Origin of the sequence: Amycolatopsis sp. NPDC057786 (assembly GCF_042797905.1) — a bacterium.
GTDB lineage: Bacteria > Actinomycetota > Actinomycetes > Mycobacteriales > Pseudonocardiaceae > Amycolatopsis.
Window position 1 is genome coordinate 1 of the sequence record NZ_JBHVKW010000040.1, and the last position, 22785, is coordinate 22785.

Genomic DNA, 22785 nt, shown 5'->3' on the forward strand with positions numbered 1-22785 from the left:
GCGAAGGACGCTTTCGTCACATCTGATGCGGGGAAAGTGCCCCTTCAGCCGCCTGGGCCCTCATGACGTCGTGCACCTGGATCGATGGCCCGCTTCGCGGCTCGACCGCTGCCGGCGCTCAGTTCACTCGCCCGTCGACGGCCGCCACGATCAGCTCGGCGCACCGCTTGACCGGCACGCCTCGTTCCCGCGCCATCGCTTCGAGAGCCTCCTGCGCGGCTCGTCCGTGCAGGCCTTCCGCCGCGAGCACTTTCAGCGCCAGCCCGACGACATCGGCGGCTGACAGGGAATCGGGTCGGACCAGCATCGAAGACCTCCGGCTCGCTCGGCGACGGCACCGGATACCCGTCCGGCGCCGTGTTCACACCCTCACCGTGAAGAGTTGCGATCCCTCCTGTCGTCGACGGCGGACCGCCGGACCTGCTCGGTGTGCATGCCGATCTCGCCGAGCCGTTCGGCGAATCCGGTGTGCTCGCGGGGCAGATGGGCGCGCAGGTCGGCCAGCGGCGCCAGGAGACCGGTGACGTCGTCCTCGCCGAGCACCGCGCTCAGCCTTTCGGCGCTTTCCTTGGCCTTGGCGTTCAATCCGTCCAGCGCGCCCGCCTGACCGGCCAGCTGCCGCAGGATCGCCGAATTGCGCCGCGCCCACTCGGCCACCGCGCGATCACCGGCACGCCGGTCGCGTTCCGCGTCGACCCGCGCCTCCCCTGTGCTCTCCCCGCCGTCGGTCGGCCGCAACCGCAGGAACCGCCGCTCCGCCGCCTGACGGCTCGCGACCCCCAGCGCGGGGGCGAGCGCCGTCCAGCTGGTGCCGCCCGCGCGAGCGGCCGCGATCAGCTCCGGCTCCCAAGCCGCCAGCTGCTCACGGACCGTCTTCAACGCGACCAGCGCCGCCAGGAGCCTCTCCGGTTCCGAAACGCCGGAGCGGGCCTCGGCCACCACGTCGCGCACGGTACGCACGGTCTGGGCGGGGTCTTCGTCCATGGCTGTCATCCAATCGACGACTTGATGGTTGTCATCGTTCCGATGACATGTTAGAACAGTAGTGCGTGTTGACACCAGTGACAACGACCCAGGAGGTGGAACCCGATGTTGATGCGCACCGACCCGTTCCGCGAACTGGACAGGCTGACCCAGCACATGTTCGGCACCGCGAATCCGGGCACCTGGTCCAAGCCGGCCACCATGCCGATGGACGCGTACCGCGAGGGCGACCAGTTCGTCGTCTGCTTCGACCTTCCCGGTGTCACCGCCGACGCGATCGAGCTGGACGTCGAACGCAACGTCCTGACCGTCAAGGCCGAGCGGCGGCCGTTCGCCGGGAAAGACGTCCAGATGCAGGTTTCCGAACGTCCGCTCGGCGTCTTCTCCCGCCAGCTGTTCCTCGGCGAGGCGCTCGACACCGACAACATCTCCGCGGGCTACGAAGCGGGCGTGCTGACCCTGCGCATCCCGATCGCCGAGAAGGCCAAGCCGCGGCGTATCGAAATCACCGGTTCCACGTCCGACCGCAAGGAGATCCAGGCCTGAGTGTCCCGTCCGGTGCGGGCCCCGGGTCCCGCACCGGACGAGGCCGGGGAAAGAAGGGAAGTCCTCGTTTGCTCACCATGCCTGTCCGCCACCCGCACACCCGCGACGCCGTGTGGGGGTATCTCGCCGAAGTCACCGAGGTCCTCGGCGTCGGCCTCGAATCCTGCACCGTCGACCACGACAGCCCGGTCTCGGCGTACGTCGCGCTCGACGAGCGGCTCCCCACCCATCCGGAGCGCGACGTCGCCCTGCTGTGGGACGAGATCCACGGCTGGGCCGTGGCGATCGAAACCCACTCCGGCGAGGATCTCATCGTCCTCCGCTACCTGGGCGGGAAGACCGCCACCCCGCGGCCCGCGCAGGTCGCGCGTTTCGTCGAGGCCGTCCGCGAGGACGACCACAGCGTCGGGCAGCTCACCCCGCCGGAGTTCGGCGCCCTCTCCGCCGCGCACGCGTGACCGCGGCTCGCGTCGGGTACCTCCGAAGGGCTTCGACCCGGAAGGAGTGAGCCGTGCCCAGGATCGGCCTGCTGTACCCGACGCGGGACTGCGGTGAGGACGATTTCCTCGCCCTGGCGGAAAAACTGAGTCCAGATCTCACCGTGGACTTCGCCTATGTCCCGTGGGGCGAGAACATCGGCCGGGTCGACGAGCTCGACGCGGCCGGAAAGCACGAGGCCGTCCGTGAACTCGGCGCGCCGGGCCGGCTCGTGGCCGCCGCACGGTTCGGCACGGCGCCCGACGTCGTCAGCTGGGCCTGTTCCAGTTGCAGTTTCACGCGCGGCCTCGACGGCGCGCTCGAACAGTCCCGGGTACTCGGCGAGCGGCTCGGTGTTCCCGCGCGCAGCACTTCGCTGGCGTACCTCACCGCGCTCGCCCACTTGGGTGCCGGGCGCGTGGCGCTCGCCTCGGTCTATCACCGCGACACGACCGCGACTTTCGCCGCTTTCCTCGCGGAGGCGGGTTTCTCCACCGTTCATTCGGTCTCGGCCGACGCGCCTTCGGATCGCGCGCTCGCGGCTTGGGACGGCCCCCGCATCGCCGAACTCGCCGCGGCGGCCGACCACGACGAGGCCGACGCGGTGCTGATCCCCGAAACGGCCCTGCACACGACGCCGTTGCTCGAAGACCTCGAAACGAGCGTCGGCAAACCCGTGCTGACGGCCACCGCGGTCACCCTCTGGGATTCCCTGCGCGCGCTGGGCAACCCGCCGATCCGGCAGGGCCTCGGCGAGTTGTTCAGCCGTCGAGCCTGCCGCGCAGATCCTGGAGGATCTTCGTGAGCAGGCGGGAAACGTGCATCTGCGAGATCCCGACGCGTTCGGCGATCTGCGATTGGGTCATCCCCTCGAAGAAGCGCATCGTGACGATCGCCCGCTCCCGCTCCGGCAGCCGTTGGAGCAACGGGACCACGGTGTGCCGGTCCTCGATGTGCTCGAAGCGGGAATCCAGTTCGCCGACCACGTCGGACAACGGCAGCGAGCCCTCTCCGTCGTTGACCGGCCGGTCCAGGGAAGACGTCTGGTAGCTGTTCGCGGCGAGCAGGCCTTCGCGGACGGTGTCGACGTCCACGTCGAGATGCGCGGCGAGTTCCGTGGGGGTCGGCGCGCGGCCGAGGGTCTGGGTCAGTTCCGTGGTCGCCCGCGAAAGCCGGGTGCGCAGTTCCTGCATCCCGCGCGGGACGTGGACCGCCCACCCGGTGTCACGAAAGAACCGCCGCACTTCGCCCATCACCGTCGGCACCGCGTACGCCAGAAAATCCCCGCCCTGCCCCGGATCGAACCGGTCCACGGCCTTCATCAGGCCGATCCGCGCCACCTGGATCAGGTCTTCCCGCGGCTGCCCACGTCCGCTGAACCGGACGGCGATGTGCTCGGCGATCGGCAGCAGTTCGAGGATCAGACGTTCCCGCAGGCGCTCCCGTTCCGGGTGCCCCGCGGGCAGAGCGGCCATCTCGTCGAACCAGGGACGGCAATGGGAATAGTCGTCCCTGCGCCGGGGACGGCGGTCGCGAGGAGCCGGCACCGCCTCTTCCCGCAGGACGACGTGATCGATGTCTTCCATGAGCGACACAGCGTTCACCAAAGTCACCTTCGTCCTTTGTGGACCGACATGAACCCGCTCCCCTCGTCACCGTTTTGATACCCGGACGGCGGAGGCGGTAAACATCGGCCCGGCGCCGCTCTGCCCTGGACGGGTGATCTTTCGATTGACCGATGGGCCGAACGGGTATCCGCAGGTCAGGACGAAGGAGGAGCCGTGCCTGAACAGAGCTGGAGCGACAAACGCGAACGTCAGTACGAGCACATCAAGTCCTCTCAGAAGAAACGCGGCGCGAGCACCGACCGCGCCGAAGAGATCGCCGCACGCACGGTGAACAAGAACCGTGCCCAATCCGGTGAAGCCAAAACCGCGAGCAAGAGTTCGACCAAGGACAAGTCGCCGCAGAAACGCGGCGGCGAACGGTCCGGCAACCGCAAGGGTCCCGGCGGGCCGACCAAGGACCAGCTCTACAACGAAGCGAAGAAACGCAACATCAAAGGCCGGTCCACCATGACCAAGAAGGAACTGCAGAACGCGCTCGGCCGCTGATCGGAGGCAGGATGGACCACTCGCGCGCACCGGTACTGGAAGCCATCGAGGCCTACCGCCGCGCGGGCGGGCTCGCCTTCACCCCGCCGGGTCACAAACAGGGCCGCGGCGCGGATCCGCGGGTACTGGAACTGCTCGGCCGCGACGCGTTCGCGTCCGATCTGCTCACCCTCAACGGTTTGGACGACCGCAGGATGTCGCGCGGCATCCTCGGCCGGGCACAGGACCTGATGGCCGACGCGGTGGACGCGGAGCACACCTTCTTCTCCACCTGCGGAAGTTCACTCTCGGTCAAGAGCGCCATGCTCGCCGTCGCCGGACCGGGTGAACGTCTCCTGGTGTCCCGCAACGCCCACAAATCGGTCGTCGCCGGGCTGGTGATCAGCGGGGTGCACCCGGTCTGGGTCCGCCCCCGGTACGACGAGGAGCACCATCTCGCGCATCCTCCCGGCCCGGAAGAGGTCGAGGCCGCGCTGGCGGAGGCGCCCGGCGTCAAAGGCATGCTGCTGATCACCCCGACCGACTACGGCACCTGCGCCGACATCCGCGGCGTCGCCCGCGCCTGCCACGCCGCGGACAAACCGCTGATCGTCGACGAGGCGTGGGGCGCCCACTACCCCTTCCATGACGACCTGCCGACCTGGGCGATGGACGGCGAAGCCGACCTTTGCGTCACGAGCACGCACAAGATGGGCGGAGGGCTTGAACAGGCGTCGGTGTTCCATCTACGAGGCGACCGCGTCTCCCCTGACGTGCTGAAGGCCAGGGAGGACCTGCTCGGCACCACGAGCACCTCCGCGCTGTTGTTCGCCTCCCTCGACGGCTGGCGCAGGCAAATGGTCGAACACGGCGAAGAACTGCTGGGCAACGCGCTGGTGCTGGCCGCCCGCGTACGGGCGGAGATCGAAGACCTCCCCGGGCTGCACGCGATGGCCGAGGAGTTCCACCCGCTCGCCTACGAACACGATCCCCTCAAGATCGTGGTCGACGTCGCCGGGCTCGGCATCACCGGCTACCAGGCGGCCGACCATCTCGCCGAACGCCATCTGCACACCGGACTGTCCGATCACCGGCGGATCGCGGTGCAGATCACCCACGCGGACGACGAGGAAACGGTGTCCGCCCTGATGAGCGGCCTGCGCGGGCTGGCAGACCACGATTTCGAGCGGCGGACGGCGGTCGACCTGCCTTCGGCCGCCGAACTGACCCTGGAAATGCGGATGCTGCCCCGCGACGCGTTCTTCGCCGACGCCGAGCATGTGCCGCTCGACAAGGCCGAGGGCCGCGTCAGCGCGGAGATGATCAGCCCCTACCCGCCGGGTGTCCCGGCGATCGCTCCCGGTGAGGTGTTCACCGACGCGATCATCGACTATCTCCACACCGGTGTCCGCGCCGGCATGTTCATCTACGACGCCGCGGACCCCGAACTGGGCACGGTGCGCGTCGTCGCTTAAGCGTCGGCCATCTTCAGCGTCGGCAGCAGACCGGTGAGCTCGATGGCCCGCCGCAGCACCTTGGACGGCGCGAAGCTCAGGTCGATCCCGGCCTCCACGCAGTGACGATTCAGCTGCACCAGCACGGAAAGACCCGAGGAATCACAGAAGCCGACGCCGGTCATGTCGATCACCGCGGCGCCGGGGCCGTCGGCCAGCAGTTCGAAGAGCTCGGACCGGAGCCGAGGACTGGTCGAAATATCGATGTCACCCGCCACTTCGACGGTGATCGCTTCTTCCGAGCGGGCCGTCGGAACCACGACGAGGGGTGCGGCCTGCCCGGCTTCGGTATCGATCGCCATCCATCGAAGGTAGAAGGGCGTGCTCAGGAACGCAACCGTCGCGACAGGACAGTCCGCTCAGGACGACTTGGCCACCGCACGCTCGATCTCGTCCTTGTCCATCTTCGAAGCACCCGTCACGCCCGCGTTGCGCGCCTGGGTCAGCAGTTCTCGTTTGGTGGCCTCACCGGGACGGTCGCCGAGATGCGAAGCCCGGCTGGTCACGAAGGCCTTACCCAGTTCCCGCCGTCGCGTTTCGTCCAGTTCGCGCCGCATCTTCGGCAGTACGGTGGATTCCTCTTCCTTCACGTGATGCGTGACCGCCTCGACGAGGTCGGAGAGCACCTTGTCGAACTCCTCCGATTCGGGTTCGGTGCCGTTCAGCTTCACGAGCAGCCGCTCGGCTTCGGCGTGCTCCTTCTGACCGTGCGCGACTTCGTCGGCCTCGTCCGCCTCGCCCTTGGCGGCCGGATACACCTCGGCCTCCTCGGCGCGGCTGTGCGCGGTGAGCAACGCCGAGAGCACGGGGACGAGCAACGGCCGTTTCTCCGGATGCCGCTCGAGTTCGCCGAACAGCCGCTCCACTTCGCGGTGGTCCTGCATGATCAAGTCCACGACGTCTCCGGCCACGGCCGCCTCCTCGGTGCGCGATCAACCCGACGCCACCGGATACCCGCTCCCCGCGGATTCATGCGCCGGATCGGGGCTATCCTCGCCGTATGGCCTGCCGTATCACCGAACTCATCCTCGACTGCGCCGACCCGGTCCGGATGGCGGCCTTCTGGTGCGAAGTACTCGGCTACGTCGAGATCGGCAAGGACGGCGAGGACATCGAGATCGGGCCGCCCGGCGTCGGCTTCGGCGGGCCTCAGCCCACGTTGATCCTGAGCCGCAGCGACGATCCCAAACCGGGCAAACTCCCGCTGCACCTCGACGTGAACCCCACCGACCGTGATCAGGACGCGGAACTGGAGCGGTTGCTCGCCGCCGGGGCGCGGCCCGCCGACGTCGGCCAGACGGGGGAAGAGTCGTGGCACGTGCTCGCCGACCCCGAGGGAAACGTGTTCTGCCTTCTCCGCGCCAGGGTCGACCCCTGATCCACTGTCCACATCGGACTCGATTGGCGGATGACGCCGCCGGGTACCCGGTGGAGGACCCGAACACGACTGGATGGTCAGCGATGGCGGACGAACGACTGTGGCAGCGCGACAAGGCCGGATTCGGCTCCGGCGAGGACACGTCGGCGGGCCCGCTGGCCGAGCAGTTCGTCGAACTCACGCGCCTGCTGCTGGCCGCCTCGACGCCCGCCCAGGTACTGGAACAGGTGGTCGCCGCCGCGTACCGGGTCGTCCCGGGCGCGGACCTGGTGTCGGTCACACTGCGTGCCCCGGACGGGACCTTCCACACCCCCGTCTCGACCGGCGAAGTGGCGATGGAACTCGACGAGGTGCAGTACCGGGCGGGCACGGGGCCGTGCGTCGACACCGCCGACGGCGAAAGCCCCGGGTACATCCGCAGTGAGGACCTGAAGGCGGAGAAGAGGTGGCCGGACTTCTCCCGCGCCGCCGTGCGACACGGGTACACCGCGATCCTGTCCACCCTGCTGGTGCCCGACGCGGCTCCGCCGAGGCTGCCCGGCGCGCTGAACATCTACAGCCGCCGTCCCGGGGCGCTCGATTCGCAGGCCCAGGACACCGCGTTGCTGCTGGCGACCCACGGCTCGCTCGCGCTGGCGACCACCAGCGCGGTGAGCCGGGCGGACCTGGAAACGAGCCATCTCCGGCGTGCCGTCGAATCGCGCGACGTCATCGGGCAGGCGAAGGGGATCCTCATGCAACGACGCGGCCTGACCGCCGACGAGGCCTTCGACCTGTTGCGCCGCACCTCCCAGGACCTCAACGTCAAACTCGCCGAACTCGCCCGCACCCTGGCGGACCGGCACACGGAACTCGACACCCCGTGAAGGCCCCTCCCCGCAGCTGAGCCGAGGGAAGGGGGCCTTCACGCGCAGCGGCCTCAGGCGAGGTCGAACCGGTCCAGTTCCATGACCTTGGTCCAGGCCTTGGCGAAGTCGGCGGCGAACCGCTCGCGCCCGGCCTGGCCCGCGTAGACCTCGGAAAGCGCCCTCAGCTGGGAGTTCGAGCCGAAGACGAGGTCGACCGCGGTGGCCGTCCACTTCACCGCGTCCGTGGTGACGTCGCGGATCTCGTACACGTTCTCCTCGGACTCCGACACCTTCCACTTCGTCCCCGGCGAGAGGAGGTTGGTGAAGAAGTCGTTGGTGAGCACGCCCGGCCGGTCGGTGAGGACACCGTGCCGGGTGCCGCCGGTGGTGATCCCGAGGGACCGCAGGCCGCCGACGAGGACGGTCATCTCCGGGGCGGTCAGGTCGAGCATGTACGCGCGCTCGACGAGCAGGACCTCCGGCTGCAGCTTCTCCTCGGGACGCAGGTAGTTGCGGAACCCGTCGGCGCGCGGTTCGAGCAGCTTGAACGACTCGACGTCGGTGTTTTCCTGCGTGGCGTCGGTGCGGCCGGGGTGGAACGCGACGCTCACCTCGGTGCCGGCGTCGCGCGCGGCCTTCTCGACGGCGGCGGTACCCGCCAGCACGATCAGGTCGGCCAGCGAGATCTTGGCGCCACCGGCTTCGTTGAACTCGCGCTGGATGCCTTCCAGCGTCTCCAGGACGGCCCTGAGCTGCTCCGGCTGGTTGACCTCCCAGTCACGCTGGGGTTCGAGGCGGATCCGCGCGCCGTTGGCGCCGCCGCGTTTGTCGGTGGACCGGAAGCTCGCCGCGGACGCCCACGCCGTGCCGACCAGCTGGGCGACCGTGAGCCCGGACTCGAGCACCTTCGTCTTGAGGGCGGCGATGTCGGCTTCTCCGACGAGCTCGTGGTCGACGTCCGGCACCGGGTCCTGCCATAGCTGCGCCTCGGGGACCCATGGCCCCAGGAAACGGCTGACCGGGCCCATGTCGCGGTGCAGCAGCTTGTACCAGGCCTTGGCGAAGGCGAGGGCGAACTCGTCCGGGTTCTCCAGGAACCGGCGCGAGATCTTCTCGTACGTGGGGTCGACGCGCAGCGCCAGATCCGTGGTGAGCATGGTCGGCTTGTGCTTCTTGGCCGGGTCGTGCGCGTCCGGGATGATCGCCTCGGCGTCCTTGGCGACGTACTGTTTCGCGCCGCCGGGGCTCGTGGTGAGCTCCCACTCGTAACCGAAGAGGATCTCGAAGAACCGGTTGCTCCACTGCGTCGGCTTGTCGGTCCACGTCACTTCGAGACCACTGGTGATCGTGTCCGCGCCCTTGCCGCTGCCGTGGGTGCTCAGCCAGCCGAGGCCCTGCGTCTCGATCGGGGCGGCTTCGGGCTCCGGGCCGACGTGGTCGTCGGCGATACCCGCGCCGTGGGTCTTGCCGAAGGTGTGCCCACCGGCGATGAGCGCGACGGTCTCCTCGTCGTTCATCGCCATCCTGGCGAAGGTCTCCCGGATGAAATGCGCCGCCGCGGCCGGGTCGGCGTTGCCGCGCGGCCCCTCCGGGTTGACGTAGATGAGCCCCATCTCGGTCGCGCCGACGTCCGGCACCATCTCGGAGTCGCTGGCGTAGCGCTCGTCACCCAGCCAGGTGTCTTCCGGACCCCAGAAGATCTCCTCGGGCTCCCAGGTGTCCACCCGGCCGAAGCCGAAGCCGAAGGTCTTGAACCCCATCGATTCCAGCGCGACGTTCCCGGCGAGCACGAGCAGGTCGGCCCACGAAATCTGCTGGCCGTACTTCTCCTTGACCGGCCACAGCAGCCGCCGCGCCTTGTCGAGGTTGGCGTTGTCGGGCCAGCTGTTGAGCGGAGCGAAGCGCTGTGCGCCGTCTCCGGCGCCGCCGCGGCCATCGTGGATGCGGTAGGTGCCCGCGGCGTGCCAGCTCATCCGGATCATCAGGCCGCCGTAGTGGCCGAAGTCGGCGGGCCACCAGTCCTGCGAGGTGGTGAGCACCTCGACGATGTCACGTTTGAGGGCCTCGACGTCGAGTTTGGCGAATTCCTTGGCGTAGCTGAAGTTCTCACCGAGCGGGTTGGCCTTCGGCGAGTGGGCGTGCAGCACCGACAGATCGAGCTGGTTGGGCCACCAGTCCTTGTTGGTGCGCGGGCGGCCACCCGTTTTCGGGGTCGGCGAGTCGATCGCCGGGTTCTCGCTCTCGCTACCGTGCGCGGTCACGGAGTCGTGGGCCACCGGGCAGCCCTTCTCCGGGGTGTCACTCATTTCTTTCCTTCCGGGCAGGCGAATTCATCACTGGACGGGGTCGGCCGCGCAGCCGGGGCACAGACCCCAGTAGACGACCTCCGCCTCGTCGATCACGAACCCGTGATCGTCCGAGGCGGTGAGACAGGGGGCCTGGCCGACGGCGCAGTCGACGTCCGCGATCGCACCGCAGGACCGGCAGACGACATGGTGGTGGTTGTCCCCCACCCGGGTCTCGTAGCGGGCGAGCGCGCCGGCGGGCTGGATACGCCGGATCAGACCGGTTTCGGTCAGCGCTCGCAACACGTCGTAGACCGCCTGGTGGGAGACCGTGGGCAGGTCGGCCCGCACCAGCGCCAGCACCGTTTCGGTGTCGACGTGCGGATGATCGCGCAACGCCGCGAGCACGGCCAGCCGGGGCCGAGTCACGCGCAGCGAGACCGCTCGCAGCTGTGCCTCGAATTCGGACATCACCAAGGACGATAAGAGCGTCTCTGGAATCGGTCAAATCAAGGCCACCGAGGAGTGACGGCCGGTTTCGGAGCGGCCGACTCCGGGTAGCCGGTGAGCCGGGCCATGACTTGCGTGAGGTGAGCCCATGACAACGACCGGAAAAGGCGAACCGCCGGGCCGCATCGGCACCACCGACGTCGAATGTCTCGAAAACGCCGTCGATGTCCTGCGCGCCTTGGATTACCGGCAGGGTGGCGCCTTTTCCCACGACGCGGTGCACGTCGTGAAATCGGTCAGCCTCTTGCTCAATTGGGGGACGGTTCCCGGCACGCTCCGGTCGCGGCTGCTGACCGTGCTCGCCGATCTGCACAATCTGCTCGGCTGGACGGAATTCGACATCGGCCGCCGGATTCCGGCGCGGATCCGGTTCGACCGCGCGCTCGATCTCGCCACCGAGGCGGGAAACGACAATCTCGTCGCCAACATCCGCTATCGCCTCGGCAGGCTGGCGCTGCACCACGACGACGTCGAAGACGCGCTGGGTCAGCTCCGCCAGGGCCAGGCGGCCGCCGACCGGTCCGGCTCCCGGCGGGCGCGGGCGATCCTGACGGTCAACGAGGCGTGGGCGCTGGCCAAGACCGGCGACGAACGCGCCGCCCTCGTATGCCTGGCCCAGGCGGAGAGCCACTTCGAGAGTGCGGGCACCTGGGCGCCCGCGCGCCCCTGGGAAGCCTTCTTCGGCACCACCGACATGGCCGCGATGCGAGGGACCGTCCTGACCGAACTGGCCAGGACGGTCGCCTCGCGGCACTGCGACGAGGCGATCGCGCGGCTACGAGACGCCGTCGGTGGCTACGGCGCGGAAATGTCCCGCAGCCTGGCGCTCACCCTGATCATGCTCGCGCAGAACCACGCGCTCCACGGCGATTTCGACGAGGCGGTCCGCACCGGCTCCGAGGCGGTGGACCTGGCTCGCGGCCTCGGTTCCACCCGTACCAAGGACCGGCTCGCGCCGCTGGCGGCGCTCCTGCGCGGTCACGCGACCGACCCCGCCGCCCGTGACCTGCTTCACCGGATCGACCGCTACCGCGCCGAACCGGGGCCGTGAGCGGCGAACCGCCGTCCGAGCAGGACCGCGGTCGCCGCGAAGCCGAGGCACAGCCCGGTCCAGACACCCCAGCCGCCCCAGCCGAACACGTAGGCGCACAAGAACATCGACGGGACACCGACCGCCCAGTACCCGACGAGGGTGCAGCGAAGCCCGGAAACGGTGTCGCCGAGCCCGCGCAGCAGACCGACGAGGATGTTCTGCGTCCCCTTGCTGTACTGCTGCGCGATGGCGAACACCAGCAGGGCCGACGCCGTGCCGAACACCACCGTGTCGGCCTCGTCGTGCAGGAACGGCCACAACAGCACCTCCGGCACCACCAGGTACGCCACGCTCACCACCGCCATCAGCGACCAGGAAAGGGTGAGCGCCTGGCGGGCGATCACCGGCGCCCGCCCTTGATCGCCGTGGGCGACCGCGCGGCTGACCAAAATGGACGATCCTTGCGACAGCCCGATATTGGCCTGGTAGACGATGTAGGCGAGCTGGTTCGCGACGTTCGACGCGGCGAGCATCGCCGGGCCGAAGGCGCCCATCAGCATGGTCGCGATCGAGGTGATCGCGGCCTCCGACCCGTAGGTGAAACAGATCGGGGTCCCGTGCCGGACGATCCGCCGGACCACGACCGGATCCGCGCGCCAGAGCGCCAGCGAAACCATGGGGCGTAGCAAGGGATCCCGCCGGACGGCCGAGGCGAACACGGCGAGCGTGAAGAACTGGACCAGCGTCGTCGCCAGGCCGATCCCGGCGACGCCCAGCTCCGGCAGGCCTGCCCAGCCGTAGATGAAGGCCGCGTTGAGGGCGGCGTTGACCGCGATCGACACCAGGGTCACGGCGAGGAGGGACCCCGGGCGCCGCAGCCCGACGGCGAACTGGCGCAGCACGTTCAGCCACACCATGGGGAACAGCCCGCCAGCCAGCGCGAACATCATCGCACCGGCGAGCGTCACGATCTCCGGTTTCTGCCCGAGCGACGGCAAGGCGACCGCCAGTCCACAAAGGACCGCCGCGCCCACCCCCGCGGTCAGGGTCGCGACGAGCAGCGCGGACCGCAGGAGCGTCCGGATCTCGTCCCGCGCCCGCACGTCGAGTTCGCCGGTGCCGGTGCGGAGTTCCCCCGCCCCGGCCGCCGTGGCCACGAGGTTCCCGACGCCGGTGACCATGCCGACGCACATGGTGCGGACCTGGTTGTAGAGCAGGATCGCCAGTCCGCCCGCCGCCACCGCGGTCACCCCGAGCAGCCCGAGCATGGCCAGGTCGACGCTGGTGAGCGCCACCTGCGCCAGCTGGATTCCCGCGATCGGCGCGGCCAGCGCGACGAGTGCCCGGTAGCCGCGCGTCGCCACGGCCGTGCTCATACGCCCACCGCCACCGGTGCCGGCCGAGCCGTCCGGTCGCGGGTGGCCGCTCGCACGGACGCGGCGTAGGTGGCGAACCAGCGCTCCATCCGGCGGTGGGCCGGTTCGTCGAGCACTCCCCTGGCACGCAGCCATTCGTCGTCGTAGACCGAGTCGAGGTACTTCTCCCCCGCGTCGTTGCACAGCACCACGACGACGCTTCCGGCCGGATACGCGTAGAGCCGCCGGAGCGCGACGTGGATCGCGCCGCCGGTGGTCCCGCCGACCAGGACGCCCGTGCGCCTGGCGACGACGCGGGCCCCGGCGAAGGCGTCGCTGTCGGACACCCGGTGGGCTTCGTCGATCAGCGACCGGTCGACGTTGTCCCCGACCGGGAATCCGGCCGGGCTGCCGGCCCCGGTCTGGTGGTAGATCCCCGGCGCGCCACCGAAGATGATCGAGCCGACGGGTTCGACCGCGACCGTGCGGGTGTCCGCTCCCGCCGCGCGCAGGAAGCGCGCCGTCCCGCACAGGGAGCCGCCGGTGCCGATCGCCGCGACGAGCACGTCGACGTCGCCGAGCTGCCCGAGGAGTTCCCGCGCCAGCCCGGCGTACCCGTTGCCATTGCCCGGATGGTTGTGCTGATCCGGATGGTAGGCACCGGTTTCCGCGGCGATCCGGGCGGCGATCCGCCGCCGCTGGACCGAGCTGACCCCGCCGTCCGGCGGACCGTCGGCGAACACCAGTTCCGCGCCGAGCGCGCGCAGCATCCGGAGCTTTTCCCTGGCGGCGTGGTGGTCGACCACGGCGGTGAACCGGTAGCCGCGTTCCAGCGCCACGAGCGCGAGCCCGTTGCCGGTGTTGCCGGAGGTGGGTTCGACGATATGCCCGCCCGGCCGCAGCCGTCCTTCCAGTTCCGCCTCGTCGATCATCTGCCTGGCCATGCGCACCTTGCACGAGCCGGTCGGGTTGAGGTGGTCGAGTTTGAGCAGGAGGCGCGTTCCGGTGCCGGTGCGCGCGAGCTCCAGCAGCGGCGTGTTCCCGATCAGCTCGGACGCGCGCCGGACGATCGTCATCGGATCTCCTGGATCGGGTAGTCGGTGTCGACGTGCCAGCGGTCGCCGTCGACCACCACCTTCGGGGGCAGGGGAAGCTGATGGAAGCCGCTCTCGTTCTTGTCCATCTGGTAGCCGGCCGTGTTGGGGTACACGAGCAGATCGCCGGTCCTCGGCCGCACGGGCAGTTCCACCGCGCGCCAGGTGAGCACGTCGTACTCCATGCAGCTCGAACCGCCGACGACGGTGCGCACCGGTGTACCGACTGTGGCTTCCCTTCGCACGAGGTGCGGATCGGGCAAGAACTCGCTGCCCTTCCACTGCTCGGACAGGCTCATCGAAAGGCCCGCGACCGTGGTGATCAGGTGGTCTTCGGTGGCTTTGCAGCCCAGCACGGGGAACACCGAGAACCCGGCGCCGTCGACGAGGGCCCGGCCCGGTTCGAGCAGCAGCTCGATCCCGGCCGCGCGCAGGTGTTCCGCGAGCGGTTTCCCGGCGATCTCGTGCCGCAGGATCGCGGTCACCATGGCCGCCCCGGCGGGCGCCTGGTGGTACGGGTAGGTCCGGGCGGGGTTGCGGCCGGCGTGGAACCAGCCGTCGTGCCTGCCGGACTCGAACCGCACCCAGTCGCCGGAGTCCACATAGGACACGGCGATCCCGCCGCCGATACTGATCTTCGACGCGGGCTGCCCGAGCGCGCGGGCGTCCTGGCACAGATCGATCAGGTACGCGGCCAGTTCCGCCCGCGGCACGGGAGCGTAGCCGTCGAGATGGAACGAGAAACCGCGCAGGACGACCGATTCCGCGCACTGCCGTACCGCCGCTTTCAAGGCGTCGGGCGCGAAACCGAAGCGGCTCTCCGGCGCGGACGGCGGCCGCACCCGCAGCAGCACCTGGGCAGTCTCCCCGAGTTCGGCGGCCAGGCGCGCGACGCGTTCCAGCTCGTCGGCCGCGTCCACCGCGATGAGACAACGATGCCGCAGGGCGAGCCAGAGGAGGCCGTCCGGTTTGGCGGCGCCGGTGACCCCGATCGCCTCGCCGCGCAGGCCGTTGCCGAGGGCGTGCACGAGTTCGGGCACGCTCGCGACGTCGACACCCGTGCCGGGCCGGGTGCATTCCCGCAGCCAAGCCGCCGCCTTGTTGGCCTTCTTCCCGTAGTAGACGGTGCCCTCGACACGCTCGGCCGCGAGCGCCGCGACCATTCCCCCGAGGTTCTCGGCGAAAGTGGCCGGATGGACCACGTGGAACGGCCCGCCGCCGACCGCGCGGGCGATCTCCCACAGTGTCTCCGAGGCACGCAGACGCGGCGCCCAAGGGCGTTCGAGCGCGGGCAAGGGCGGGGAAAGGGTGTCGATCAGGTCCACAGGGCCACCTCGCGGCCGCGGCCCGCCGCGATGGCGCGGGCGGCGAGCGCGTGCGCCACCGGGATGTCGGTGATGATCATGCCGCTGCTGAAGGCGAACACCCGGTCGTCGTCGCCGCGACGGCCGGGCGCGCGACCGGCGAGGATCTCCGGCAGTTCGGCGTCGATCCGGAACACGCCGTCCGGGCCCGCCATCCGCTGCCCGGTCACCTCGACCTGCGCGCCGCTGGTGGCCACGGTGTAGTCCGCCTCGGCGAGCGTGCCCTCCTGGACACCCTTGCTGGCGACAGAGATCAGCAGCCCGCCCGGGGGCAGCCAGCCGAGCCGGATCTTCGGGTGGGCCGCGCGGCCCGACGCCGCGACCACGATGTCGGACTCGCGCGCCGCGGCCTCGACGTCGTCGACGAGCTCGACCTCACGGTCCGGGAACCGCGCCTTCACCGCGGCGACGCTGTCGCGCAGGCCGTCGGGATGCGTGCCGAACAACCGGATCCGCTCCAGCTCCGGCAGCGCGGTGAGCAGGTACGGAAGCGTCCGGATCCCCTGCGCGCCGGTGCCGACCATGAGCGCGGATCGCGCGCCGGGCTGGGCGCAGGACCGTGCGATCAGCGCGGTGCTGGCGGGCGTGCGGGTGGCGCCGACGCGGTGGCAGTCCATGAGCGCGAACGGCAGACCGGTGGTGTCGTCGTAGAGGGTGATCGTCGTGTAGTACTTCTCGGCCGACGTGCTGCCCTGGCGGTAGCTCGTCTTGAAGGCGGCCTGTTCGAGCGAGCCGTCGTAGCCGAGCATCGAGTACGCGACGGCGTCCCGCGCGGGATCCGGCATCGGCACCATCAGCTTCGCCGGGTTCCGCGAGGCGCCGGACGCGTAGGCGAGGTAGCCGTCTTCGACCATGGTGATCGCCTCGTCCGGGGTGAGTTCGAGGTTGTGCAGATCCGAGCGCGTGAGAATGTGCAGCGAGGGACCGGAGCTCATGAACGATCGACCTTTCTCGTGGGAAGGTGACGCGCCGCAGCTTAATGAAAATGATTGTCTTTTTCAGTAACTGTGGTCCTTGTCACGCTAAGCTGGCGAGCGTGAGTGGACCTTGGAGCGCTTCGGAAAGCCGCTCGCGCGCGGAAGAAGCCCGGCACCTCAACGCGATCAGCCATCTCGCGGCGGACGACGGCACACCGGGGACGAGCGGCCCGCTCACCGGGATGCCGTTGGTGGTCAAGGACAACATCCACGTCGCGGGGATGCCGAACACCGCGGGCACCCCGGCGCTCGCACACCACGTTCCGCGCGAACACGCGGAGGTGGTCCGGCGACTGGTCGACGCGGGCGCCGTCGTCATCGGCAAGGCGGCCATGCACGAACTCGCGTTCGGCATCACCTGCGACACGACCCCGCTGGGCCCGGTGCGCAACGCCGTCGACCCGTCCCGGTTCGCCGGGGGCAGCAGCGGCGGGACCGCGGTCGCCGTCGCGGCGGGCATCGTCCCGGCGGGGCTGGCCACCGACACCGGGGGTTCGGTGCGGGTTCCCGCCGCGCTCAACGGGGTTTGCGGTTTCCGGCCGACCTCGGGCCGCTACCCGTCCGGCGGTATGACCCCGTTGAGCACCACCAGGGATACGGCCGGGCCGATCGCCCGCACGGTCGCCGACCTCGCTCTTCTCGACGCGGTGCTCGCGGGAGAAGAGCCGGAACCGCTGATCGAGAGCTCACAGCTCCGGCTGGGTGTACCGCACGAATTCCTGACCGGCGACCTTTCCGAGGAGGTCGAGGAGCTGTGGGACGCCGCGCTCTCCCGGCTGCGTGCGGCAGGCGTCGTCCTCGTGCCCATCGACGACACACCCCTCGCCGAACTCGTCGCCGACCAGGGAATGCCGCTGGTGATCCACGAAGCGGGCGTCGCACTCCGGTCCTACCTCGCCGAATACGTGCCCGCGGTCTCGTTCGAGCGCCTCGTCGCCGAGGTCGCCGCGCCCGACGTCCGGGCGATCTTCGCCGAGGCGGTCGTGCCGGGTGTCGAGCCGTCCGTCTACGAGGCGGCGCTCGCCACCCGGTCCGCCCTGCGTGACGCCTACGCGAAGATCTTCACCGACAGCGGAATCGACGCGCTGGCCTTCCCCACCACCCCCGCGACAGCACGGGATTTCTCGGCCGTCGAGAAGTTCGTCCACCGCGGGCGCGCGGTCCCGACCTTCGCGACCTTCATCCGCAACTGCCAGCCCGGCAGCATCGCGGGTTTCCCTGGAGTGACCGTCCCGATGGGGCGCGACCGCGACGGCCTGCCCGCCGGACTCGCCCTCGACGGCGCCGTCGGCGAAGACCGGAAGCTGCTGGCGGCCGTCGCCTTCGTCGAACGGATCCTCGACGGGTCGTGACTGTCCACAAGGGACCCGGCCGCGGTCGTGTCGTCCACTCGATCACGTGACATCGCCATTGCACCCGGCGCGTGCGATCGTAAACTGTGCCACTGACGGCTACAGGAAGAAGTACCGGTGATGACAGGTCGACGGCGCTGGTCCAGCGACGACATCCTCGACGCGGCAGGAAAACTCCTGGCGGGCGGTGACGCGGAGGCGTTCAGCGTGCGGAAGCTCGCGGCGGTGCTCGGCACCGATTCCTCGAGTCTGTACCGGCATTTCCGGAACAAGGCCGAACTCCTGCGCGCCGTCGCCGACCGCGCCCTCCTCACCGCCATCGAGGGCTACGAACCCGAAGGCGACTGGAAACAGTGCGTCACCGACATCGCGTTCCGGCTCCGCGACGTCTTCGCCCGGCAGCCCCAGATCGCCACCGTCTGGGGGCGGTTCGCGTCGGGCGGCACCGGATCGCGCGCCGTCCTGGAAGCGCTGCTCCAGGCTTTGCGCTCATCCGGCCTGCCCGATGAGCGCATTCCCGCCCACTGCCACCGGCTCGCGGTCCTCGTGACCGCGCTGATCGCCTCCGACGGCGGCATCGGCACCCTCGCCGCGGAAGATCGCGAGCACGGCATGGAATCGTTCCGGGTCGCCGTCCTCGGCGCCGACCCGGAACAGTTCCCCGCGGTGGCCCGTTTCGCCCGCGAGATCCTCCCGCTCGGCGCCGACCGCCGGGACGCCTACGCGGACATCCTCGCCGCGCACCTCGATCAGATCGAGGCCGAAGCGAACGCCTCGCGCAGGAACTCGGATATCTCCGCCTGAGCGGCCCCGGCCTGCGGCTCCACCCCGGGCAGCGTGAGGAATCCGTGCCGCGCTCCCGGATATTCGGAAAGCCGCACCTCGGTCCCGGCCTCGCGCAGCCGTTCCGCGTAACGGCGACCGTGATCCGCGAGCGCGTCCCGGGTCGGCACCACCACGAGCGCGGGCGCGAGTCCGCTCAGGTCGTCGACACGAACGGGTGACCAAGCGCGGGCGTCGACCCCCGGCGGGACCGAAAGCCGTTGGACGAGCTGGAGTTGCGGCAGTGCCCGGGTCGGGCTGTAGGCGTACTCGGTGATCGAGGGATGGTCGAACATCGAGTCGGTCACGTCGACCGCCGGATTGACCAGCACCTGTGCCGTGAGCCGCGGCCCGCTTTCCCTGGACCGGATGGCGGTCAGCGCGCTGATCAACCCTCCGAAGCTCTCGCCGACCACGGCCACCCGGTCGGGGTCGACACCCCACTCGGCGGCGTGACGGACCACGTGCACCAGCGTGTCCCAGCCGTCGTCGGCCGCGAGCGGGAGCGGGATTTCCGGAGAGACAAGGCGGTGCTCGACCGAAACGACCACCGCGGGCAGCCGCGCGGCGAGACGGCTGTTGGGCCAGTCGCATTGCACCGCGGTACCGACGAAGCAGCCTCCGTGGACGTGGACCACGAGCGGCAGCGCGACGTCGCCGCCGACGGCCGGGCGGTACACCCGGACCGGCAGATCGCGGCCGGGCAACGCGATCTCCCGCCAGTCGATCAACGCGCCTTCGTCCGGTTCCCCGAGGAACGCCCGGGCCGCTTTGGACGCCCGGGCCCGGTTTTCCGCCTCCCGGTAGGCGATCAGCTCGTCGGCCGTGATCGTCGAGAAGTCCGGCTCCCGCGGTCGCAGTTCGGCGGCGATCTCGTCACTCATCTCTTCGCTCCCCTCCCGGCTTCACACCGGGTTCGTCTCGGGCAGGACCCCTTCGCCATTATGCACGCATCGCGTGCAACAGCAAGTGCATCGCTGTGCGCTTTCGATCCGGTGAGCCGGAGGAGCGAGCGCCGCCGCGGCACGGATTTCCCCGGAGCACTGTCGGTAAGTCCTGTTGACGGCCTCCGCACCCAGGTGTCGCGAAAGCCCCTTTCGGGACATCAGACGTCGCGAAGGTGGCTTTCGCGACACGCTCCGGCTCCACTGTCCACAAAGGCCTCTCACCCCTGCGCGGCCTCGATGACCGGGCCGAAGCGGAACGTGTCCGGTTCGCCCCCCTTGGTGGCCGTCGATGCCCTCCGCCCGAACCCCTCCCGGGCTGTGAACTGGTCACCGGAAGGCAGTGACGGCGAAGGAGGAACGATGAAGATCACCCCGGGCAGGACCACGCATCAGTACGACGGGGAGCTGGTGGTGTTCCACATCGGCATGACGTTCAACAAGTGGTGGCGGCCCGATCTGTGTCTGCCGGTCTTCTTCGCCATGCCGGCGATGATGCGCGAGCTCGCCGACGACCCGGACTCGGGACTGCTCGGCTACGAGTTCCTGTTCAACCGCAGAGGTCCGTTCGCCGTGCAGTACTGGTCCTCGGCCGAGAAGCTCTACGCCTACGCGTCCGCCGGGTCGCTGAGCCACCGGCCGGCGTGGACGAGGTTCAACGCGATGGCGCGGAAACACCCCGAGGCGGTGGGAGTCTGGCACGAGACCTTCGTCGTCGAGCGTGCCGAAAGCATGTTCGTCGGGACGCCTGCCATGGGGCTGCCCAAAGCGACGAAGGCCGTACCCGTCGAGAAACGAAACCACCGTGCCCGCACGCGCCTGGCGGACGGCGCCACCGCGCTGCCCGCGAGCTGAGTCAGGCCTCCGTGCGAACGGCGAGGGGCGTCCGGCCGGTCCAACGCCGATAAGCACGGCGGAACTCGCGTCCATCACTGAAGCCGACTTCGGCGGCCACGGCCGAGATCGCCAGGGTGGAGTTCCTGAGCAACGCGGTCGCGTGCCGCTCGCGCACGCGATCGCGGAGGGCGGCGAACCCCTCGCCCGCCTCGGCGAGCTGCCGTCGCAACGTGCGTTCGCTGATGTGCATCTGCGCGGCGATGTCGGCCATGGTGAGCGGGCGGTGGAGGTGCGCGGTCAGCAGCGCCTCCACCGCGGCCACGACTCCGGGCCTGGTCCGCTCCGGCGAGATCAGGCTCCCGCACACCGCGAGCGCCGTCCGCAGCGTCGGTTCGTGATGCGTGGGGATCGGCACTCGCAGGACGTCGGAACCGAGCACGAGGCGGTCGGCGTCGGCGGCGAAGTGGACCGGGCAACGGAAGAACCGCTGGTACCGGGCGGCATGGGCAGGCGGACGGTAGGAGAGGTACACCCGGGTGGGTGTCCAGGTCTCACCGAGGACGGAGCGCAGGAACGCGATGGTGCTGGCGAACGCCTCCTCGGCGAGGAACGGAAGCAGGACGGGGTCCGGCCAGCGCTCCCGGAGATACAGTTCGATCTCGTCCCCGTCCAGCCCCTCCGCGGTGAAGTCGGCGAGGCTGCCGGAAGCCCGGTGCAGTTCGGCGAGGACACCGAACGCGTCGCCGACGGTCGCGGACGATCTCATCGCCACACCGACGAAGCCGAAGGACAGCAACGCGTCGCGGGCTCCGACCTCGATACCGATGGCCCGGTCGGGCATCGCCGCGACGGCCCTGCGGAGCACCGTCCTGGCTTGGTCCAGCGACACGCGGACATCGACGTCGTCGAGGAGCCCTGGCTCGAGCCCGGTCCCGGAGAACCAGGCCGAGACCGGCAGCCCGGCTTGGCGGCCGATCGCCACGACCGCGCTCAGCAGTGTCGGCGGAATGGCCGCGTCTGCGGAGGTCATCGACCAGCGCGCACGAAACCCGCGATCCGCGGGGTGACGACAGCGGTGCCGTCGTCGATCATGCCGCGCATCCCCGCCAGCACTCGTTCGTCCGGCGAGCCGTGCACCTGGAAGTCCACCACCGTGCAGTGCGCCGACACGGCGTTGATGTGGTTCTCGGAGATCCGCCAGTGTTCGAGGACCGCGTCCGAATCGGCGTACATCTGGTAGCTGTAGGCGAGCATGCGCTCGGCGTCCACGAACGTCTGCACCATGACCTGCGGCGCGTTCCGCTCCACGAAATCGATGGCTTCCCGGACGGCGGCGGTGAATTCCTCCAGATGGCCGTCGGTGATCCGCATGGTGTTCCGGAACAAGAGCATTTCGTCTGCTTCGAGAGTCATGGCCCCATCGTCGGACCTCGACCCGGCTCGAGGTCAACGCGGGGCCCTGTGCGGTCCGTCACCGGGGCCGCCCCCAGTGACGGACCGCGGATCATGCCGCGCTCTTCCGCTGGAGCAGCAGGAGAAGCGCGGTCACCAGGCCGATCGCGGCGAAGACCGCGCAGGCGAGGAACGCGGCGCTGAAGCCGTCGGTGAGGGCCGCCTTGTCGGTGGAGCCGCCGGTCACCGCGAAGGCCACCGAGGAGGTGATCGCCACGCCCAGTGCCGCACCGACCTGGAAGGTGGCGTTGTTGAGCCCCGACACCAGACCTGACTCCTCCGGCCGGGCGCCGGACAGCGAGGCGATGGAAGCCGCCACGTTGGTGCTGCCGATACCGCCCGCGAGGCGGCGCAGGGACGCGGGAAACCGTTGCGCGCAGGGTTCTCCGGGCCCTGGTGCGCCGAGTTGCTGAACCTGGCGGGTGAGGACCTCTGCGCCGAGTACCCCGACACGTTCGTCGTGTCCGAGCCGGATCTGCGGACGTCCGCGCCGTTGATCGCCCAGGAGCGTTTCCTGGCGGTCTCCACCCGGCACCGCTTCGCCGAACGTGCCGCGATCACGCTGGAGGATCTGGCGGGCGAGGAGATCATCGTGTTCGGGGAGCTGATGCCGATCTACCAGCGCGAGCACTTCTTCCCGCACCGCACGCCCCAGGGCAGGCCGATCCGCCACACCCACAGCGTCCGGTACTGGCAGGACGCGATGTCGCTGGTCGCCGCGGGCAGAGGGGTCGGCATCGCCGGCGGCGACGCCCGCCGGTACTACTTCCGGCCCGACATCACCTACCTGCCCATCAGCGACGCCCCGCCGATCCGGTACGGCCTCGTCTGGCGCGCCGATACGGAGAACCCCCGGCTGACGGCCTTCATCGCCGCCGTGGAACACGCCGCCGCCGACCGGTGATCTCCTCGTCCGGCGA

At 69.8% G+C, this 22785-nt stretch carries 27 protein-coding genes; 12 read left to right on the forward strand and 15 right to left on the reverse strand.

Annotation, left to right across the window (positions count from 1 at the left end; all coding sequences use genetic code 11):
- Positions 1-118: 118 nt before the first annotated feature.
- Both ACFVM3_RS21085 and ACFVM3_RS21090 read right to left on the reverse strand, forming a co-directional pair.
- On the reverse strand, positions 119-307 hold the full coding sequence (locus ACFVM3_RS21085; protein WP_378440952.1) for a hypothetical protein: 189 nt from the start codon (positions 305-307) through the stop codon (positions 119-121).
- Between the two features lie 62 nt (positions 308-369).
- Positions 370-984, reverse strand: coding sequence for an HSP18 transcriptional regulator (locus ACFVM3_RS21090; RefSeq protein ID WP_378440954.1), 615 nt, complete (start codon positions 982-984; stop codon positions 370-372).
- Between the two features lie 105 nt (positions 985-1089).
- Between ACFVM3_RS21090 and ACFVM3_RS21095 the strand changes: the two genes are divergently transcribed.
- The 3 genes from ACFVM3_RS21095 to ACFVM3_RS21105 all read left to right on the forward strand — a co-directional run bounded on the left by ACFVM3_RS21095 (position 1090) and on the right by ACFVM3_RS21105 (position 2812).
- Positions 1090-1530 carry an Hsp20/alpha crystallin family protein gene (locus tag ACFVM3_RS21095; protein ID WP_378440956.1) on the forward strand — a complete coding sequence of 147 codons (441 nt, stop codon included), beginning with the start codon at positions 1090-1092 and terminating at the stop codon, positions 1528-1530.
- A gap of 77 nt (positions 1531-1607) precedes the next feature.
- Positions 1608-1988 (forward strand): DUF6292 family protein, encoded by a 381-nt coding sequence (locus ACFVM3_RS21100; RefSeq protein WP_378440958.1) that lies wholly within the window; start codon positions 1608-1610, stop codon positions 1986-1988.
- A gap of 53 nt (positions 1989-2041) precedes the next feature.
- On the forward strand, positions 2042-2812 hold the full coding sequence (locus ACFVM3_RS21105) for a decarboxylase (RefSeq protein WP_378440960.1): 771 nt from the start codon (positions 2042-2044) through the stop codon (positions 2810-2812).
- Here ACFVM3_RS21105 and ACFVM3_RS21110 read toward each other — a convergent pair.
- The gene (locus tag ACFVM3_RS21110; protein WP_378441068.1) at positions 2769-3554 is read right to left on the reverse strand and encodes a SigB/SigF/SigG family RNA polymerase sigma factor; all 786 of its coding nucleotides are present in this window, start codon (positions 3552-3554) and stop codon (positions 2769-2771) included. The two genes, ACFVM3_RS21105 and ACFVM3_RS21110, sit on opposite strands and share 44 nt — an antisense overlap.
- A 234-nt stretch (positions 3555-3788) precedes the next feature.
- Here ACFVM3_RS21110 and ACFVM3_RS21115 point away from each other — a divergent pair, with 234 nt between their 5' ends.
- Both ACFVM3_RS21115 and ACFVM3_RS21120 read left to right on the forward strand, forming a co-directional pair.
- On the forward strand, positions 3789-4121 hold the full coding sequence (locus ACFVM3_RS21115) for a plasmid stabilization protein (protein WP_378440961.1): 333 nt from the start codon (positions 3789-3791) through the stop codon (positions 4119-4121).
- 11 nt (positions 4122-4132) lie between these two features.
- Complete coding sequence (locus ACFVM3_RS21120) at positions 4133-5575, forward strand: aminotransferase class I/II-fold pyridoxal phosphate-dependent enzyme (protein ID WP_378440963.1); 1443 nt, start codon at positions 4133-4135, stop codon at positions 5573-5575.
- Here ACFVM3_RS21120 and ACFVM3_RS21125 read toward each other — a convergent pair.
- Complete coding sequence (locus tag ACFVM3_RS21125; RefSeq protein ID WP_378440965.1) at positions 5572-5916, reverse strand: STAS domain-containing protein; 345 nt, start codon at positions 5914-5916, stop codon at positions 5572-5574. The genes ACFVM3_RS21120 and ACFVM3_RS21125 overlap by 4 nt on opposite strands.
- A 57-nt stretch (positions 5917-5973) precedes the next feature.
- The gene (locus ACFVM3_RS21130; RefSeq protein ID WP_378440967.1) at positions 5974-6525 is read right to left on the reverse strand and encodes a hemerythrin domain-containing protein; all 552 of its coding nucleotides are present in this window, start codon (positions 6523-6525) and stop codon (positions 5974-5976) included.
- An 89-nt stretch (positions 6526-6614) separates the two neighbouring features.
- Here ACFVM3_RS21130 and ACFVM3_RS21135 point away from each other — a divergent pair, with 89 nt between their 5' ends.
- Both ACFVM3_RS21135 and ACFVM3_RS21140 read left to right on the forward strand, forming a co-directional pair.
- Positions 6615-6992: a VOC family protein gene (locus ACFVM3_RS21135; RefSeq protein WP_378440969.1), complete on the forward strand. Its 378-nt coding sequence runs from the start codon at positions 6615-6617 to the stop codon at positions 6990-6992.
- An 83-nt stretch (positions 6993-7075) separates the two neighbouring features.
- A complete protein-coding gene (locus ACFVM3_RS21140) occupies positions 7076-7858 on the forward strand; it encodes a GAF and ANTAR domain-containing protein (protein ID WP_378440971.1) in 783 nt (260 codons plus the stop codon).
- Between the two features lie 53 nt (positions 7859-7911).
- Here the strand turns inward: ACFVM3_RS21140 and katG are convergent, their stop codons facing one another.
- Together katG and ACFVM3_RS21150 are read right to left on the reverse strand one after the other, a co-directional pair.
- Complete coding sequence (katG, locus tag ACFVM3_RS21145) at positions 7912-10146, reverse strand: catalase/peroxidase HPI (protein ID WP_378440973.1); 2235 nt, start codon at positions 10144-10146, stop codon at positions 7912-7914.
- Positions 10147-10173: 27 nt separating this feature from the next.
- On the reverse strand, positions 10174-10596 hold the full coding sequence (locus ACFVM3_RS21150) for a Fur family transcriptional regulator (RefSeq protein WP_378440975.1): 423 nt from the start codon (positions 10594-10596) through the stop codon (positions 10174-10176).
- Positions 10597-10723: 127 nt separating this feature from the next.
- On the opposite strand from ACFVM3_RS21150, the gene ACFVM3_RS21155 reads away from it, so the two are divergent.
- Positions 10724-11686 (forward strand): hypothetical protein, encoded by a 963-nt coding sequence (locus ACFVM3_RS21155; RefSeq protein ID WP_378440977.1) that lies wholly within the window; start codon positions 10724-10726, stop codon positions 11684-11686.
- On the opposite strand, the gene ACFVM3_RS21160 is transcribed toward ACFVM3_RS21155, so the two are convergent.
- Genes ACFVM3_RS21160 through ACFVM3_RS21175 form a run of 4 tightly spaced genes read right to left on the reverse strand, consistent with a single transcriptional unit; the run spans position 11662 to position 16416 of the window.
- The gene (locus ACFVM3_RS21160; protein WP_378440979.1) at positions 11662-13044 is read right to left on the reverse strand and encodes an MATE family efflux transporter; all 1383 of its coding nucleotides are present in this window, start codon (positions 13042-13044) and stop codon (positions 11662-11664) included. The two genes, ACFVM3_RS21155 and ACFVM3_RS21160, sit on opposite strands and share 25 nt — an antisense overlap.
- A complete protein-coding gene (locus ACFVM3_RS21165; protein ID WP_378440981.1) occupies positions 13041-14099 on the reverse strand; it encodes a PLP-dependent cysteine synthase family protein in 1059 nt (352 codons plus the stop codon). The genes ACFVM3_RS21160 and ACFVM3_RS21165 overlap by 4 nt, the downstream gene beginning before the upstream one ends.
- The gene (locus ACFVM3_RS21170; RefSeq protein ID WP_378440983.1) at positions 14096-15442 is read right to left on the reverse strand and encodes a Y4yA family PLP-dependent enzyme; all 1347 of its coding nucleotides are present in this window, start codon (positions 15440-15442) and stop codon (positions 14096-14098) included. Before ACFVM3_RS21170 ends, ACFVM3_RS21165 begins: the two co-directional genes overlap by 4 nt.
- Complete coding sequence (locus ACFVM3_RS21175; RefSeq protein WP_378440985.1) at positions 15433-16416, reverse strand: ornithine cyclodeaminase; 984 nt, start codon at positions 16414-16416, stop codon at positions 15433-15435. Before ACFVM3_RS21175 ends, ACFVM3_RS21170 begins: the two co-directional genes overlap by 10 nt.
- A gap of 101 nt (positions 16417-16517) precedes the next feature.
- On the opposite strand from ACFVM3_RS21175, the gene ACFVM3_RS21180 reads away from it, so the two are divergent.
- Together ACFVM3_RS21180 and ACFVM3_RS21185 are read left to right on the forward strand one after the other, a co-directional pair.
- Positions 16518-17810: an amidase family protein gene (locus ACFVM3_RS21180; RefSeq protein WP_378440987.1), complete on the forward strand. Its 1293-nt coding sequence runs from the start codon at positions 16518-16520 to the stop codon at positions 17808-17810.
- Between the two features lie 120 nt (positions 17811-17930).
- The gene (locus ACFVM3_RS21185) at positions 17931-18614 is read left to right on the forward strand and encodes a TetR/AcrR family transcriptional regulator (protein WP_378440989.1); all 684 of its coding nucleotides are present in this window, start codon (positions 17931-17933) and stop codon (positions 18612-18614) included.
- On the opposite strand, the gene ACFVM3_RS21190 is transcribed toward ACFVM3_RS21185, so the two are convergent.
- Positions 18560-19516, reverse strand: coding sequence for an alpha/beta hydrolase (locus ACFVM3_RS21190; RefSeq protein ID WP_378440991.1), 957 nt, complete (start codon positions 19514-19516; stop codon positions 18560-18562). The genes ACFVM3_RS21185 and ACFVM3_RS21190 overlap by 55 nt on opposite strands.
- A gap of 423 nt (positions 19517-19939) precedes the next feature.
- Here ACFVM3_RS21190 and ACFVM3_RS21195 point away from each other — a divergent pair, with 423 nt between their 5' ends.
- The gene (locus tag ACFVM3_RS21195) at positions 19940-20431 is read left to right on the forward strand and encodes a DUF4188 domain-containing protein (RefSeq protein ID WP_378440992.1); all 492 of its coding nucleotides are present in this window, start codon (positions 19940-19942) and stop codon (positions 20429-20431) included.
- A 1-nt stretch (position 20432) separates the two neighbouring features.
- Here ACFVM3_RS21195 and ACFVM3_RS21200 read toward each other — a convergent pair whose 3' ends face one another.
- From ACFVM3_RS21200 to ACFVM3_RS21210, 3 genes are all read right to left on the reverse strand, one after another.
- Positions 20433-21443: an AraC family transcriptional regulator gene (locus ACFVM3_RS21200; RefSeq protein WP_378440994.1), complete on the reverse strand. Its 1011-nt coding sequence runs from the start codon at positions 21441-21443 to the stop codon at positions 20433-20435.
- On the reverse strand, positions 21440-21826 hold the full coding sequence (locus ACFVM3_RS21205; protein ID WP_378440996.1) for a hypothetical protein: 387 nt from the start codon (positions 21824-21826) through the stop codon (positions 21440-21442). Before ACFVM3_RS21205 ends, ACFVM3_RS21200 begins: the two co-directional genes overlap by 4 nt.
- Before the next feature lie 91 nt (positions 21827-21917).
- Complete coding sequence (locus ACFVM3_RS21210) at positions 21918-22184, reverse strand: hypothetical protein (protein ID WP_378440998.1); 267 nt, start codon at positions 22182-22184, stop codon at positions 21918-21920.
- A gap of 51 nt (positions 22185-22235) precedes the next feature.
- On the opposite strand from ACFVM3_RS21210, the gene ACFVM3_RS21215 reads away from it, so the two are divergent.
- The gene (locus tag ACFVM3_RS21215; protein ID WP_378441000.1) at positions 22236-22769 is read left to right on the forward strand and encodes a LysR substrate-binding domain-containing protein; all 534 of its coding nucleotides are present in this window, start codon (positions 22236-22238) and stop codon (positions 22767-22769) included.
- The last annotated feature ends 16 nt before the right edge of the window (positions 22770-22785 follow it).

Excerpts from the sequence above, each read along its gene's own strand:
- ACFVM3_RS21190 (WP_378440991.1), bottom strand. The coding sequence starts at position 19,516 with ATGAGTGACGAGATCGCCGCCGAACTGCGACCGCGGGAGCCGGACTTC.
- ACFVM3_RS21090 (WP_378440954.1), bottom strand. The coding sequence starts at position 984 with ATGGACGAAGACCCCGCCCAGACCGTGCGTACCGTGCGCGACGTGGTG.
- ACFVM3_RS21155 (WP_378440977.1), top strand. The coding sequence starts at position 10,724 with ATGACAACGACCGGAAAAGGCGAACCGCCGGGCCGCATCGGCACCACC.
- ACFVM3_RS21085 (WP_378440952.1), bottom strand. The coding sequence starts at position 307 with ATGCTGGTCCGACCCGATTCCCTGTCAGCCGCCGATGTCGTCGGGCTG.
- ACFVM3_RS21160 (WP_378440979.1), bottom strand. The coding sequence starts at position 13,044 with ATGAGCACGGCCGTGGCGACGCGCGGCTACCGGGCACTCGTCGCGCTG.
- ACFVM3_RS21140 (WP_378440971.1), top strand. The coding sequence starts at position 7,076 with ATGGCGGACGAACGACTGTGGCAGCGCGACAAGGCCGGATTCGGCTCC.
- ACFVM3_RS21150 (WP_378440975.1), bottom strand. The coding sequence starts at position 10,596 with ATGTCCGAATTCGAGGCACAGCTGCGAGCGGTCTCGCTGCGCGTGACT.
- ACFVM3_RS21175 (WP_378440985.1), bottom strand. The coding sequence starts at position 16,416 with ATGAGCTCCGGTCCCTCGCTGCACATTCTCACGCGCTCGGATCTGCAC.
- ACFVM3_RS21135 (WP_378440969.1), top strand. The coding sequence starts at position 6,615 with ATGGCCTGCCGTATCACCGAACTCATCCTCGACTGCGCCGACCCGGTC.
- ACFVM3_RS21095 (WP_378440956.1), top strand. The coding sequence starts at position 1,090 with ATGTTGATGCGCACCGACCCGTTCCGCGAACTGGACAGGCTGACCCAG.
- ACFVM3_RS21120 (WP_378440963.1), top strand. The coding sequence starts at position 4,133 with ATGGACCACTCGCGCGCACCGGTACTGGAAGCCATCGAGGCCTACCGC.
- ACFVM3_RS21205 (WP_378440996.1), bottom strand. The coding sequence starts at position 21,826 with ATGACTCTCGAAGCAGACGAAATGCTCTTGTTCCGGAACACCATGCGG.
- katG (WP_378440973.1), bottom strand. The coding sequence starts at position 10,146 with ATGAGTGACACCCCGGAGAAGGGCTGCCCGGTGGCCCACGACTCCGTG.
- ACFVM3_RS21165 (WP_378440981.1), bottom strand. The coding sequence starts at position 14,099 with ATGACGATCGTCCGGCGCGCGTCCGAGCTGATCGGGAACACGCCGCTG.
- ACFVM3_RS21100 (WP_378440958.1), top strand. The coding sequence starts at position 1,608 with ATGCCTGTCCGCCACCCGCACACCCGCGACGCCGTGTGGGGGTATCTC.
- ACFVM3_RS21125 (WP_378440965.1), bottom strand. The coding sequence starts at position 5,916 with ATGGCGATCGATACCGAAGCCGGGCAGGCCGCACCCCTCGTCGTGGTT.
- ACFVM3_RS21200 (WP_378440994.1), bottom strand. The coding sequence starts at position 21,443 with ATGACCTCCGCAGACGCGGCCATTCCGCCGACACTGCTGAGCGCGGTC.
- ACFVM3_RS21195 (WP_378440992.1), top strand. The coding sequence starts at position 19,940 with ATGAAGATCACCCCGGGCAGGACCACGCATCAGTACGACGGGGAGCTG.
- ACFVM3_RS21185 (WP_378440989.1), top strand. The coding sequence starts at position 17,931 with ATGACAGGTCGACGGCGCTGGTCCAGCGACGACATCCTCGACGCGGCA.